This window comes from Enterococcus sp. AZ163 (assembly GCF_050498925.1).
Lineage (GTDB): Bacteria > Bacillota > Bacilli > Lactobacillales > Enterococcaceae > Enterococcus_A > Enterococcus_A ferrettii.
Window position 1 is genome coordinate 393,004 of record NZ_JBIPAO010000001.1, and the last position, 14,392, is coordinate 407,395.

The following is a 14,392-nucleotide window of genomic DNA, read 5'->3' on the forward strand; positions in this document are numbered from 1 at the left end:
TTTTAGTGGTCATTTACCTGTTTTCCTAATAAAAATCACCAACGCCAATTAGCAACTTATTCCCACAGTAACAACATTTGCTGATAGCATAAGTATTAATACCAAAATAAACATAATGAGCAGTAAAAAAATCTTCCTGATTTCCTCAATGCTTCTAAGTGATTCTAATGTTTGAGATATTCGTTTATCATACACTTCTTCAAAGCTTTCTTCTAATAAAAACATTTTTTCAAAGTTCTGCTTCAAATCCTTTATTCTATCTTCCAAAACTTCAGACGCATGATTAAATCCCCTAATAGAATAGATTATGTATAAGAAAACACAATATAGAAGAGCTGCACTAACAAAAAAAGCTTGCTGATTCATATCGATTTTTAATGCAAAAGAAGCTAATATAGTACCCACAATAGTCAAAAGCTCTTTTATAGTTTCCTCGATATTCTTATTGATCTCTATTGAAATACTGTTTACTAAATCTGTGATTGCTTTATCATATTTTTCTTTTTTATCAAAAAAATCAGTTACTCTTTCGTTTACTAGGAGATGATAAGTATTTTTGACTGATAAAAGTATTCTTTTCCATGGTATCTCCAATATTGAATAGCCTTCCAGTATGCAGTCAAATAATTTTTTTCGTAAAATCCATAGTTTTTCCAAATAACTTTTACTATCTTGGAAAATATAATTAGTTATCGAAAATATATCTCTTAATTGGTTTGGAGATAATTTACAGTCTTCTTCTATGACAATAGAGTTTATATCTCCAATACTCAGCATAAATTCATTTTCGGATATTTCTTTTTCAGATATACATTCAAAAAAAGCCATTAATAAATCTCTCGAGTTATCAGCTAACAAAAATTCTGGCAATAAGCCTGGCACAGCTAAACAATGATTAAATTGAAATTCTTCCTCATTTATGAGGGCGGAAGGTTCTCCAATAAAATATTCATTGGCTCTTTGCCCATCACAAAATAGTTTAGAACCGATTGCATTAGTAGTTGTATCTTTTTTGATTGTAATGCCGATTTTATTTTTTATTTTACGAATTCTAGAGATAGTAAGTGGCGAAATGCATTCATCTACGAAACATTTAAATTCCTTAACATTTGCAAATATGAGAGAGTAATCTAAATCAGTTAAATCATGCCTAACCCTAAACTCGAGATATTCGCCAATGTTTTCCTCCAATAATTCTATATTCTTTATAGTCATTTCTATATCATCGACATAAAAAGAAATTTGAGAATCACTATCAATTATTTCTTGAACTATATTTTTTATTACATCTAGATCATCTTCAACTATTTCAAATGATACTATTTGGAATAGTTGAAGATTCTCATCGCCTTCATTGTAATAAGAGGTAAAGTTTGGCTTTGAAGCAACATAATCAAACAATTCTTCATACTTCAATGACTTTCCCCTCCCAAAGGTTAATTGGTTTCTGAGATTTCTACCAATGATTTTTTGACTTTTATAATATGATAGGTTTTGCTACTTTTTTGGTCTATCAATACATCTCTATTATCCAAACTTTTTTTTGATAGTGCCATCTTTATGCTCTTACCATCATCTTTTTTGTCTTTAATAATTGTTTTAGGCGAACGAGTGACTTTTGCAGTAAAAGTTTTAGTTATTGTCTTATTGATATTTTTAGCATTTCTGAAGGCCAACTTACTCAGACCTTCTAAATCATAATTAGCCTCTTCCATCTTTTCCTTCGATAAAAGCTTCTCCAACCCATTTACAACGTCCATAAAAGAAGATTTTGTTTCATTTGAAAATTTGGTTTTAAGATGCTTCTTTACATCCTTTTTTGTAAAGTTATTTCCCAAAAAAGGGCTTAACGTATCGGGAATTGCCTCTAAGATAATCTTAGATACAGCTGATGGATTATCCGCAACAACTTCACCATCTAAGAATGTATCAAAGAAATATTCAGGTAAAGCAACATCATTACTAGTGGAACGACTATCAATCAAAGTAGCATGTCTTATAAATACTGATTGCCTTTTAGTGCTTTTTTCTTTTTTAAAATCTATACTTTCTTTTTTATATACAATAGCTGCTTTTTTTAACCGCGAATCTCTATCTGGAAGAATTTCCTCTAGTATGTTGAAATTTTTACCACTAACTTGGACACCTTTTCTCGCTTCCATGGTTAAGACAGACAAACATTCATCTCTACCAATAATAGTGATGTAAAAAATCAAATAGAAGTTTTTAACAGGAGGTTGCTTGAGCGAATTCTTAAATTTTTCAGCCAAAAGATCGCTATGTCTGTCAAAATCCTCTATCGAGTTAAAGATTTCTTCAAAGTGTTGCAAGAATTGGACATAGGGCGATCTAAATCGAATATTTTGGGTTCTTTTTGAATCACTAACTTTATATGAATGTCTATCAAAAAAATCGATAATCTCGGATGGTAGAACCGGGTATTCATCATTTTCGTCCGAAACATACAAGTTTCCATCATCATAATGAGTTTGACCATATTTCTTTTTAAAATGGTATATTTTCAGATTTTTCATATATAACACCTCTTATTTTTTCTTTATTATACAAGAGATTTATGTGGCAAGTAAATCACAGTTCACAAAAAGAACGTACGTTCCCTTCCATTATAAGATATATTCATATTTGTTTCAACAGCTACAAAACATCTTTTATTTACCTGACTCCCCCTCCACACTTACAAGCAGAATAAACTTATCTTTTTAAACGAAATCACACCCACCAACTTCATCAAGTTGTGATTTGTAAAGAACAGCATAATAGCTACCTCTGGCTAATAGTTTTTCGTGTATCTCTTATTCCTTGATGTCGCAATCTTGCATATAGAAAACCTTAACTACATATTTATTTATAAAAGTTATTAGATATTTCCAATAGTTTGTGTAATAATGAAAAGCCGTCACCTTTCTAATAAACCACGAATATGTAACTTTGATAGTCATAATATGCAACCTCATTTGATATAGTTTAATTTTGGAAGGGGAGACTATTTATAAAAAAATTGCTAAAGAACATCAAATTAATACAAATCTATCCTCTTTCCCTACAAACACAAAAATACCCATCTACCAAAAAACGGTAGATAGGCTTTAATCATTTATCTCAAGCTTACACCACTTACTGTTTAACTTGACCATACTCTTTAAATACTTCAACAGCGGTTTGAATCTGTTCTTCGTTCAGTTTAGCGATATCGCCTCCGTAAGAGTGCGCTACATATAATGTCTTGGCAGCTTCTTCTAGATATACGGCAGCGTATAAGGCTTCTTTCAGGTTTTTACCCACAGTGACGACCCCGTGATTTTTTAGCACTACGGCTAATTGATCTCCAATATGGTCAACCACTGCATAACCCATATCAATACTGGCTGCTGAGCTATAAGGAGCCACATTTACTGGACCTTTTGCTGTATTCGCAAGTGTTGTAACGTCGCAATCGATCTGATCCACCACCAAACCAATTCCCGTAGCATAGGGTTGATGGGTGTGAATGACGGCGTTAACAGCAGGCATCTGTTGGAAAATATAGCGAATAGCAACCGTATCAACACTCGGACGGCGTTCTCCTTCAATTACCTTACCATCCATAGTCACTACTAAAACATCTTCGGGAACCATCTCTTCGTACATCATTCCGCTAGGCGTAACTAGTAACGTCTCTGGGTTCACTCGTACACTTACGTTTCCTCCCGATAAGGAAATCAAGCCGTAGCGATCCAATTTTATTCCTGCAGCGATCATTTCTGCTTTTTCTTTTTCTAACATCATCTAGCCTCTTTTTTCTTTTTGGCAAGAGCAATATACTCCGTATTTACTCTTCTAGCACGAGCTTTCAACGACTCTGGATGTTTTTCATACTCCATATCCAGTAATAATCGAAACAGCTCTTGACCCTCACTATAATTTTTCGTATTCAACCAATAACGTCCTTTTAGCACTCCACCGCCATCCATTCGCAGAAACATTTTTCCTGCCGTTGGGAACTCACGAATTTTAAAGCTTTTCAACAGGGTTAAATCGTAGGCATCTACTCGGTTAAATGAACGCAAAGTCAGCGTTTCTCCATCAACGTTTATCTCTCTTGGCGTAACTTTTGCCACAAGTGCGTTCCAAAAGCTGTAAAAAGCAACGATTCCAATTAGGAACATTAGCTCTGGTATGTGATTGGTGATGATTGAGCCAACTGCGATGAGAAAAACAATTAATGAGACTACTCCTGTAACAGGGACATCGATAAAGTACAATGTTTTATCATACTCGAACCGTTTCATATGTTCTTTCCCCTTTTCCATACAAAAGAATTACGCAGCTTCTCCTCCATCGTGGAACTGCGAAGCTTCTTTTTTGATTCGGTTACGGTTCCAGATAGCCATTGCCAAAGCAACAAAGGCCCCAGCTCCCGTACCAATATAGCCGAGACCATTTAAGCGAACCAACGCCCAAGTCAATGGGTTCGCACCGTCACAAATAGATGAAATTTGCGATGCGCCTTCTGGCATTTGGAAATTCACGTTGTTCGCAGCAGTCGTAATCATTGGCGCTAAGTCTGTAGCGATCCACAACCCGAAAATCAAGACAATCAAACCAACGATTAATCCTCTAAATCCGTTTTCCTTTACGATAGGTGTGATTAACACAAACATCCATGGTATAACAGCTAAATCAGCAAATGGCATGACCGTATTTCCTGGCAAGACAACTGCTAAGAAAATCAACAAGGGGACTAAAATGAATGAGATCGCTAACGTTACCGGATGTCCTACGCCAACCGCAGAATCTAAGCCAATATAAATTTTCCCGCGGTTTTGGAATCGATTTTGGATGAATTCGCTGGCAGCGTCACTAATCGGCATCAAGCCCTCCATCAGCAAAGCAGCCATTTTAGGGATCAAAACCAGAACGGCTCCTAATGAAACTCCTAGTGTCAATACTTGTGTCACATCATACCCTGCAATGATCCCAATAATTATTCCTAAAAAGGTACCTACTAAGATTGGTTCACCAAATACACCGAATCTTCGTTGCACTGTATCCATGTTGATATTGATATTTCTTACGCCCGGAATCATATCGATCAATTTGTTAATTACCATCGCGATCGGAGCATAGGCAGTTGTAAATCCGTGAGGTAGCGAAACCCCTGGCAGATCTAGCGATTTTTCCACCTCTGGAGCGGTAACATCGCCCAAAACCATAATGATGACCATGTTGACAACTGCCGCAAAAATTCCCAACCACAAAGTATCGGTGATAATGGCTACCAAAGCACCAGTAAAAGCAAAATGCCAGTAATCCCAAATATCCACATCCACTGTTTGCGTTGTATTTGTCAACAGCATCACAATATTTACCAATAAGCCTAATGGAATGATGATCAGTCCCACCGTTGAGCCCATTGCAATCGCCGCAGAGGCCGGCCATCCCACATCAATCGTCGATAAACTTAATCCATAACGATCCACCATCGCCTGCACCGCTGGCGAAAGACTGGTTCCTAATAACGAGTTGATGACCAAGTTCAAACCAATGAAACCTACCCCTACCGTCAAACCTGCGCGAAGACTCTGACCCACACCTGTTCTGAAGGCACAACCAATGATAAAGATTACAACGGGCATTACAACAGATACACCCAGGCCCTGAATAAATTGAAACACATTGATAATAGCATCCATGACTATTCCCCCTCGTACTCGTATTCTTAACTACCAATTACATTTCCATTAATTCAATAATTCTGTCAATCGTTGGTTTCGTATTGACCCCCGTTAAAAAACACACACCCGAAACAGATTTACAGTCCAAGCCTTTAGGTATCACGGTTGTAGAAATCAAAAAATCATAATTTGCTGCTTTATTTGGTGCCTCTGAAATTTTGCATTGGGTAATTTTATACTTTCCTTTATACCCATTTTCATCCAAAATTTTTGAAATTTTTCCGTTTACTGCCGTTGATGTTGCAATGCCTGAACCACAAGCTAATAGAATATTTTTCATCTTTTCCACGTCCTCATTTTAAATTCTGCTTCATTTTTTTGACGGCTTCCGTTGCCGTTTTGGCTTGAACAATTGCTAAGACTTTTTCATCTTTTTGAAACATATCAATCAATGCCTGTAAAAATTCCAGTTGTTTCTTAGGCTCTTTGATCGCCAGCATAAAAATGATCTTTACTGGAACTAAGACTTCCGGTGAGCCCATCATTTCAAACATCACTGGATTCTTCAGAATACCAATGGCCATCGATTGCTTAAAAACATACTCCGAATCAGTATGAGGAATCGCAACCCCGACATTTTCTAGGGGCAAACCCGTCGAAAATTCTTTTTCCCGGTCCTGAATTGCTCGACTAAACTCTCCATTCACACACTGATTTTTTTCAAGACGATTGGCTAATGCCGCCAATGAAGAAAAATTGTCTGCTTCGTTTATTTCTAAATCTACTAAATGTTCATCTAAGTACATTTCATCCCAAAAATCAGCCACCTAGATCGCACTCCCTTCACCCATCACTAATTCTAAAAGAGTCTGCTTATCCGTTACTTGAATCAGCTTTTCAACATTTTCCTCCTTCTCGATAAATTCAAGCAAACCGGTGATTTTACTCTTCGCCGTATCAATATCCGTATCCGAAATAGCGAAAAACAGAATCACATTAACATTGTTGATTCCCCAATTTATTTTCTTATCTAACGTCATGATTCCAATTGATGTTTGATTGACTTCACTAGGATCTGCATGGGGAATAGCAACGCTGACAGAAAAACTGGTATCTCCTAATTTTTCGCGAACCCAAACGGATTCACCAAAATTTTCTTTCGCAATTCCCAGCTCCTGATATTTTTCAATCATAAAGTTCAAACATTTTTCCTTATTCTCCACATGCTGCCGGAGGAAAATAAGCTCTGGATTGATCCATTGGTGCTGAACGTGAGAATTTTCTTTTGCGGTTGCGTTGTAACGTTTATAGTAAGTATGAACGATTCGACTGATCTCTTCGTCCTTGATCATTGGAGAGATGTATACGATGTTTCTTGCTTTTAAGGTATTGTCCGTAGTAACGACAACATCATGAAAATTCAAGGTCACCTGCTCAAATTCTTTCGTAGTTAGTTGAATCACTTTGTCGGTATGAGGAATGATTCGACGAATTTTCGTATAAATCAAATCACTTGTGATCAAGCCTCGCGAAAGAATCACATAGATATTGCGAAAACTCACCCCATACTTTCGTTCCAAGGAAACTTGAAAATAAATTACTAAAAAAGAAATCTCATCACCTGTAATTTCAATCGAAAAGCGCTGAGCTAAACTACTCGTGGCATAACACATCATGGAATATAATAGTAGGTACCGATTTTTTATTTCCTCCATAAAAGGATTTTTGATCAATATGTTGCGACGCAAACGATAAATCATCGGAACAATATGACTCATCAATGAATCATGTAATTCTTGGTCGCCAGAAAAATCGATATTTAATAAATTGCCCAAGTCAGACGTCAATTCTTCTACAACTTCCTGATAGCAGCTGTCATAACTTTTCGTTGATTTATGGTACGGCTTGACGTTCATGGCATACAACGTTTCAGACAAATGGTAAATATCAGGATACCAAAGCTCAATTGAACTATTCGCAGAAATGAAGGAACAAATTTCATAGGATTGAGTATAAAGTGCCAAATCCTCCAGTTCATTCTTCTTCTTCTCTTCGATCGTCATGTGGCAGCCCTTTTCTGCGCGAGTAAGCAAACATAAAAGTGTAAGAAAAATTGCTGAAAAATATTTATTTGAAATGTCGCTGTAAAAGATATCCGAAAATTTTTCTAACGTATCTTTGACTAACTGAATCAAGTTCTTCGAGAAATAATTGCTTAATTGAACGATCAACTCATCGTTGTTTACCAGCAAGGTATCGGGGAATTTTGTCATCAAAAAGTTCTGGTAAGACTGTTGGATATTGGCTTCGGGCCCTTTAAGGAACGCTTTTCCTTTGTTTTGGCAAATTTTTACCTCAAAGTGGCGCAGATAATGTTGTAAATAATCCAAATCTTTTTTTAGCGTCGAATCAGAGATAAAGAAATGCTTTTCCATCACTTCGAGAAATTGCCCTGTCGGACGCATAAATAATTGCCGCAGAATTGCTTCTCTCCTGCCTAAAACATCATAAACGTCTCCCTCGTTCTCTAAAGAAATGTCCCAGATATGGCTGATATTTCCATCAATCCCAACTAGCTTAATTCCATGTCGAGGGACTTTGACGATCTCGATCTCTTTTTTGGCTAATTCCTTATTCAAAAAATTAACATCGTTCAAAATTGTTCGAGTTGAAACTTCCAGCTTATCACTAAAATAATCTGTTGCTCTATATTCGCTTTCCGAAAGCAATAAGGAGAGTAATTGATTTCGTCGTCGCATACTTTTTTCCATTTTTTCACCTCCTCGGCTTAACGTAATAATTTTCCTTAAGAGAAAAAAATCGTTTGATTCGAATGTTAAACTGACATTCTCACTATCTCTTATATTTATCATAGTAGATTTCTATCTTTGATAAAAGGCCGCCTTTTTTCATCATTAATCATGAAAGTGTTAAGGCAGTGTTATAAAGTTTGGTAAAAGGGCTGATTGTTTGATTTTTTCTAAGACAAAAAACCGAACACGCTATCCTCTCATCACTAATGATAAGAGTCAGTTGTTCGGCTTCTTTTTATCTATTTATTTTGTTTAGCGCATCCCTGACCAATTATTGATTCGTTCCTCCCATACATAACTGGATTCATGAATAATGTCTCTAGCTGTTTTTTGCTTCTGACCAGTCAAGAGTTCGAAATCAGGAGAAACAACATCCAGTAATCCATCACGAATGGCTGCATCATTTGTCACAATGTCATCTCCAGAAAATGGAACTGGAGATTTTGAAAAGTCTCCGGTAATATGACGAGGGACGTGTAATTTTTCCAGATACTGATAATAACTTTCTTCATCTACCGGATCATAAACTAAATTCATACCAGACACTTCATTCACCAGTTCGCATAATTCTCGTACAGAAATTGATTCTCCACCGTAGATGTTATATCCCCGATAGTCTTCTCCCTTTCCAAGTAAAGAAGCTGTTGCCGCAGCTGCTGCATCATCTTTGGCAATCAATGCCCCTCTGCCTTCCATTGCCGTACTTGCCCAAACGTTATCTGCCATCATAGCTAGCATTGGATACATCGTAAGATAATTTTCAATGTATAAGCTATTTCTTACAGTAGTATAGGGATGTCCGGTTTCTTTTAAATATACTTCAGTAGCGGTGTGATCCGGAGTTACATCCAAATGTGCATATTTAGGATCCGTTGCTCCGTACCCTGAACTATAAGTCACATGACTTACGCCTTGGTTAATAGCTGCATCAATTGCATTTTTGTGTTGCTGAACACGTTTTCCAACTTGTAAACCAGAAACAACATAAATTCTATCGCCTCCCTTGAATGCTCTATTCAAGGCTTCTGTATCGTCATAATTGGCTTCAAAAACCTGTACGCCAGCATCTTTCCACCGTTTCAATTTTTCGTCGGGAACAAATTTCATGTTCCAAACAGTGAAGGTTAAGTTTTCTCCACCCACTTCTTTTAACATGTTTTCCGCAACTCGACCAGCTAATTTTCCATCTGCACCTGTAACAATATAACGCATATTTTTCACACTCCTAACTATTATTTACTGCATGTTCAATTTATCACAATATTTGATCTTCTTGAAATCACTTGTTATTATATTTAATAAGCATTACTTATTACGCAAATGAGGGAGGACCTTTTAATGCAAATTGAACACCTAAGAACATTTGTTGATTTAGCTGAGACGCTCAATTTTAGACAAACCTCTGAAAATATGAACTTGACTCAGCCTGCTGTGACACAGATAATTAAATCATTGGAAGTTCAAATAAACGTTGAGCTCTTCAATCGCACAAAACAACGCGTTCGGCTTACTCAGGCTGGAATTGTTTTTTATAATGATACGAAGCTGCTACTAAAAAAATTTGATTCTTCTGTCGAACAGGTCAAAGAGATCGCCCAGCAAGCTAACCATACGTTTACTATCGGTTTTTCTGGTACCGCTTTCGAGATGAATATTCTTCCGAAGATAATCAGTAAATTCAAAAAAAAGTATCCAGCTATTCATATACATCTAGAAAACTTCAACCACAACATTTTGAAAAAGGACCTTGTCTCTAAAAGCTGCGATATTATCTTTCAAACATTGGATAGCGTAGAAACTCTTTCTAATGTACAATTCACTCCTTTAATGTCAGGTGAATTTGTTTGTGTACTTCCAGAAAAACACTCGCTTTCAACTCGAGCAATGATTTCATTTGCTGATTTAGCCAATGAAAATATTATTCTATTCAATTCTTATCAGTGCCCGCCAAAGCAAGCGGAGGTTCAACGGTTGATCAAAGAAAATTGTCCTGAAGGAATATTTTGCTATGCAGATTCCATTCTTTTATCCCACACAATGGTACAAAGCGGACTGGGGATTTCTGTCATGCCAAACTTTATCACTAATTTTTCAGGCTACCAGCATTACACAGATCTGTCGATAATTCCATTTGATTATAAAACCGATCTAGTTTATGGATTTGCTTCTTTGAAAAACAATGATAAGAATATGATCCATTCTTTTATCTCCTTCACCTGTGCTTTTATCGAAAACGAAGCGTCAAATTGATATCCGTGGATAAGATGCTGAATCCATTGTCTTTTACTAGCAATAAAAATAATTAATTAAGGAGGCTTCACCCATGGACGTTTGGGCAAATTTCGACTTTCAATCCTTTTGGGAAGAATCAACTTATGCAAAAGAACATTATGAAGGAGGCGACTTCACTGTATCTGATAGACAAATTATTGAGGACCAGTTAGGTTATAAATTACCAGATTCCTATGTTGCTTTCATGCAAAAACATAATGGGGGAATCCCAACTAGGACAGAATTTGAAACAAAGACACCGACAAGCTGGTCCGATGCAGGAATTGCGATTAATGGTTTTTTGAACATTGGATTGGCCGGGGAAAATGCCTTGCTGGGAGAATTTGGCAGTCGCTTTTGGATCGAGGAATGGGGGTATCCAGATATTGGCATTGCCATCTGTGACTGTCCTTCTGCTGGTCACGACATGGTTTTCTTAGATTACAAAAAATATGGCACTCAGGAACAGCCTGCGGTCGTTCATATTGATCAAGAATTTGATTATACGATTACTTTTCTAGCCAAGGATTTTGAGAGCTTTGTATTCGGTCTAAAGGAAGAGGAAGAATATTAGCTCACCAAAAATTACCAGCAGAATGTCCTCTCAGCATTCCGCTGGTAATTTCATTTTCTAGCCTACTAACGAAAAAAGCAGCTGCCATAAATCTGCAACCACTTCTTCTTTTAATACTTTTCTCCTGGCTATCCGTCAGCTTTATACCTGTTCTATCTTTCAAACTTCATGGTAATGCCATTTGGATCGACGATTGTTAAATTGCCGCTTTCGTCTTTACTATAATCGATCTGTGTCTTCCAGTGATTTTCCAGACGATCCAACTCTGCTTGGTCTGGTACGACGAAGCTGAAATAATCCAATCCCAGATCCTTCTCTGTCATCGCTGGAATATGTTTTCCTAACCAAATATTGGATCCGATATGGTGATGGTAATCACCCGCAGCGAAGAATTTAGCTTGATTGCCAAAATTATTTTTCAAGGATAATCCTAGAACCTCAGTAAAATAGTTTTCTGTCTGCATCAGATCTGCTACTTTCAAATGAACATGACCAACCGTCGTTCCCGTTGGAAAACCATCTCGGCTGCCATCATTGGCAGCGATAACCCCTGCAGCATCCATCTCGAGAGTCACGCCAACGATTTCACCATCGTCACGGATATCCCATTCGCTTTGTGGCTTGTCATAATAGACTTCAATTCCGTTACCTTCGGGATCATTTAGATAGAGGGCTTCGCTGTAGCCATGATCACTCGCACCAATCAAAGGTGCCTCGATCGTTAAATAGTGCAGCAGCGCATTCCCTAAATCTTTTCGAGTTGGTAATAAAAAAGCCACATGATACAGCCCTGTTTTAGGAGTCACAGGCATCGGTTCCTGCACCTTAGATAATTCTAGTAATATTGTATTATCAACGCCTAACATACTTTTGCTTGGGTTTTGTTCTAAGACCTGCAGTCCAATCACTTCTTGATAAAATCGAGTCATTTTTTCTAAATTGGCTACTTTCAAAGCCACCCGACCAATGTGTGCAGTAGCACTTAGTTGAAAAGTAGGAATAATAACTGTCATGTTGAAAACCTCCTATATGAAATAACGCCATCGAATGTCGTTATTCGTTTCTTAAGTCCACCATAACATCTTACTATTAGTAAGTAAAATTCTGTGCTCAGATTTGAATCTATCCTATTCCAAAAATGCTTATAAAAAAAGCCAGTGAAATGAACGGCTTGCGTCATTTCACTGGCTTCTATTTACTATTCTCTATCCAGCCAACTCATCAAACTGTGAATTGTAAAGCGCAGCGTAATAGCCGCCTTTGGCTAGTAGTTCTTCGTGTGTTCCTTGTTCCTTGATATCGCCGTCTTGCATATAAAGGATCTTATCTGCATCTTTAATCGTCGATAGACGGTGAGCGATAACGAAGGACGTCCGGCCGGCCATTAGGTTGTTCATGGCGTTTTGGATTAATACTTCGGTTCTGGTATCGACTGAAGAGGTTGCTTCATCCAAGATCAGGATTGGTTTATCTGCTAAGATAGCACGTGCAATCGTCAGCAATTGTTTTTGCCCTTGAGAGATATTGGATGATTCTTCGTTCAATTCCATGTTGTAGCCGCCAGGCAAGGTTTCGATGAAGTGGTTTACGTGAGCGGCTTTGGCTGCTGCGTATACTTCTTCATCCGTCGCATCAAGTCTTCCGTAGCGCAGGTTGTCCATGATAGTTCCCTTGAATAACCAAGTATCTTGGAGAACCATCCCGATATTTTCGCGTAGATCTGCGCGGTTGAAGTCTCTAATGTCGTGCCCATCGATTTTGATTGCTCCTGAATTAACATCGTAAAAGCGCATCAGCAGTTTAACCATCGTGGTTTTACCAGCACCGGTTGGTCCAACAATTGCAACGGTTTGTCCTGGATCGACGTGACTGCTGAAATCGTTAATAATAATTTTATCTGGTGTATAACCAAATTTAACGTGATCGAAGTCAACCATACCTTTAACCTTGCCGATTTTGACTGGGTTTTCGACGGTTTGAGCTTCTTCTTCTTCACCTAAGAATTCAAAAACACGTTCAGCTGCTGCTGCCATGGATTGCAGCATGTTTGATACTTGTGCCAGCTGAGCAATTGGTTGTGTTAGGTTACGTACATATTGGATAAAGGCTTGGATATCACCAACTGTGATGGTTCCATTGTAGGCTAAAATCCCACCGATAATCGCTACGGCTACATACCCTAGGTTACCAACAAAGTTCATGATTGGCTGCATCAATCCAGAAAGGAATTGAGATTTCCAAGCGGATTTAAACAGGACTTCATTTTGCTTTTTGAATTCAGCTAGGGCATTTTCTTCTTCATTGAAGAGATGCACAATGTTGTAGCCGCCAACTGTTTCTTCGACTTGACCATTAATAATCCCCAAGTATTTTTGTTGGGTTTTGAAATGCTTTTGTGAGAACTTAATGACTACTGTAATCAAAAGCAAGGAGATCGGTACGATTAAAATGGAAATCCCGGTCATCTGTACGGAGATTGATAACATCATGACAATGACTCCGACAATGGTGAAGACGGATGTTATCAACTGAGTAACTGATTGGTTCAAGGATTGTCCTAAGGTATCCACATCATTCGTGATACGTGATAAGACTTCACCGGTTGTCCGGCTTTCAAAGTAGTTCATTGGCATGCGGTTGATTTTTTCTGAAATTTCTTTCCGCATACGGTACGTGATTTTTTGTGTAATGGTGGACATAATCCAACCTTGCATGATTCCGAAAACGGAAGCGACTAAGTAAAGTCCCAGCATGAAGAGTAAGATATGTCCAATCTTATCAAAATTGATACTTCCGGTGCCTTGATATTTTTTAATCAAGCCATTGAATAATTCGGTAATTGCTTTTGATAGAATTTTTGGTCCCCAAATATTGAAAATAGTCGATGCCGCCGCAAAAATCATGACGAAGAAGACGGGGATCTTATAACTTGCTATATAGGAAACTAATTTTTTGATGGTGCCTTTGAAATCCTTGGCTTTTTCGCCAGGAGCTATTCCTCGGCCGCCGCCCATTGGCCCGCGTCCGCCTTGCGGGCTTTGCTGTTTATTTTCTGCCAT

The 14,392-nt window shown here is 37.7% G+C and carries 13 protein-coding genes; 2 read left to right on the forward strand and 11 right to left on the reverse strand.

The genetic code is table 11. The annotated features are described in order from the left end of the window. Positions 1–48: 48 nt before the first annotated feature. From IGI46_RS02055 to IGI46_RS02095, 9 genes are all read right to left on the reverse strand, one after another. On the reverse strand, positions 49–1,416 hold the full coding sequence (locus IGI46_RS02055) for a hypothetical protein (RefSeq protein WP_429972704.1): 1,368 nt from the start codon (positions 1,414–1,416) through the stop codon (positions 49–51). Positions 1,417–1,436: 20 nt separating this feature from the next. Next, entirely contained in the window at positions 1,437–2,534 is a 1,098-nt protein-coding gene (locus IGI46_RS02060; protein ID WP_429972705.1) for a hypothetical protein, read from the reverse strand. Positions 2,535–3,135: 601 nt separating this feature from the next. Continuing rightward, the gene (locus tag IGI46_RS02065) at positions 3,136–3,783 is read right to left on the reverse strand and encodes a class II aldolase/adducin family protein (RefSeq protein ID WP_429972706.1); all 648 of its coding nucleotides are present in this window, start codon (positions 3,781–3,783) and stop codon (positions 3,136–3,138) included. After that, positions 3,783–4,289 (reverse strand): hypothetical protein, encoded by a 507-nt coding sequence (locus IGI46_RS02070; RefSeq protein ID WP_429972707.1) that lies wholly within the window; start codon positions 4,287–4,289, stop codon positions 3,783–3,785. Before IGI46_RS02070 ends, IGI46_RS02065 begins: the two co-directional genes overlap by 1 nt. A 30-nt stretch (positions 4,290–4,319) precedes the next feature. Further along, positions 4,320–5,693: a PTS galactitol transporter subunit IIC gene (locus tag IGI46_RS02075; RefSeq protein WP_429972708.1), complete on the reverse strand. Its 1,374-nt coding sequence runs from the start codon at positions 5,691–5,693 to the stop codon at positions 4,320–4,322. A gap of 37 nt (positions 5,694–5,730) precedes the next feature. Continuing rightward, entirely contained in the window at positions 5,731–6,015 is a 285-nt protein-coding gene (locus tag IGI46_RS02080; protein ID WP_429972709.1) for a PTS sugar transporter subunit IIB, read from the reverse strand. Positions 6,016–6,028: 13 nt separating this feature from the next. Then, positions 6,029–6,502: a PTS sugar transporter subunit IIA gene (locus IGI46_RS02085; RefSeq protein ID WP_207700820.1), complete on the reverse strand. Its 474-nt coding sequence runs from the start codon at positions 6,500–6,502 to the stop codon at positions 6,029–6,031. Further along, complete coding sequence (locus IGI46_RS02090) at positions 6,503–8,446, reverse strand: BglG family transcription antiterminator (protein WP_429972710.1); 1,944 nt, start codon at positions 8,444–8,446, stop codon at positions 6,503–6,505. Positions 8,447–8,740: 294 nt separating this feature from the next. Further along, positions 8,741–9,700 carry an NmrA family NAD(P)-binding protein gene (locus IGI46_RS02095; RefSeq protein ID WP_429972711.1) on the reverse strand — a complete coding sequence of 320 codons (960 nt, stop codon included), beginning with the start codon at positions 9,698–9,700 and terminating at the stop codon, positions 8,741–8,743. Between the two features lie 126 nt (positions 9,701–9,826). Between IGI46_RS02095 and IGI46_RS02100 the strand changes: the two genes are divergently transcribed. Continuing rightward, positions 9,827–10,738: a LysR family transcriptional regulator gene (locus IGI46_RS02100; protein WP_429972712.1), complete on the forward strand. Its 912-nt coding sequence runs from the start codon at positions 9,827–9,829 to the stop codon at positions 10,736–10,738. Between the two features lie 73 nt (positions 10,739–10,811). Then, the gene (locus tag IGI46_RS02105) at positions 10,812–11,333 is read left to right on the forward strand and encodes an SMI1/KNR4 family protein (protein ID WP_429972713.1); all 522 of its coding nucleotides are present in this window, start codon (positions 10,812–10,814) and stop codon (positions 11,331–11,333) included. A 152-nt stretch (positions 11,334–11,485) separates the two neighbouring features. Here the strand turns inward: IGI46_RS02105 and IGI46_RS02110 are convergent, their stop codons facing one another. Together IGI46_RS02110 and IGI46_RS02115 are read right to left on the reverse strand one after the other, a co-directional pair. Continuing rightward, complete coding sequence (locus IGI46_RS02110; RefSeq protein ID WP_429972714.1) at positions 11,486–12,346, reverse strand: VOC family protein; 861 nt, start codon at positions 12,344–12,346, stop codon at positions 11,486–11,488. A 192-nt stretch (positions 12,347–12,538) separates the two neighbouring features. After that, positions 12,539–14,392: an ABC transporter ATP-binding protein gene (locus IGI46_RS02115; protein ID WP_207700825.1), complete on the reverse strand. Its 1,854-nt coding sequence runs from the start codon at positions 14,390–14,392 to the stop codon at positions 12,539–12,541.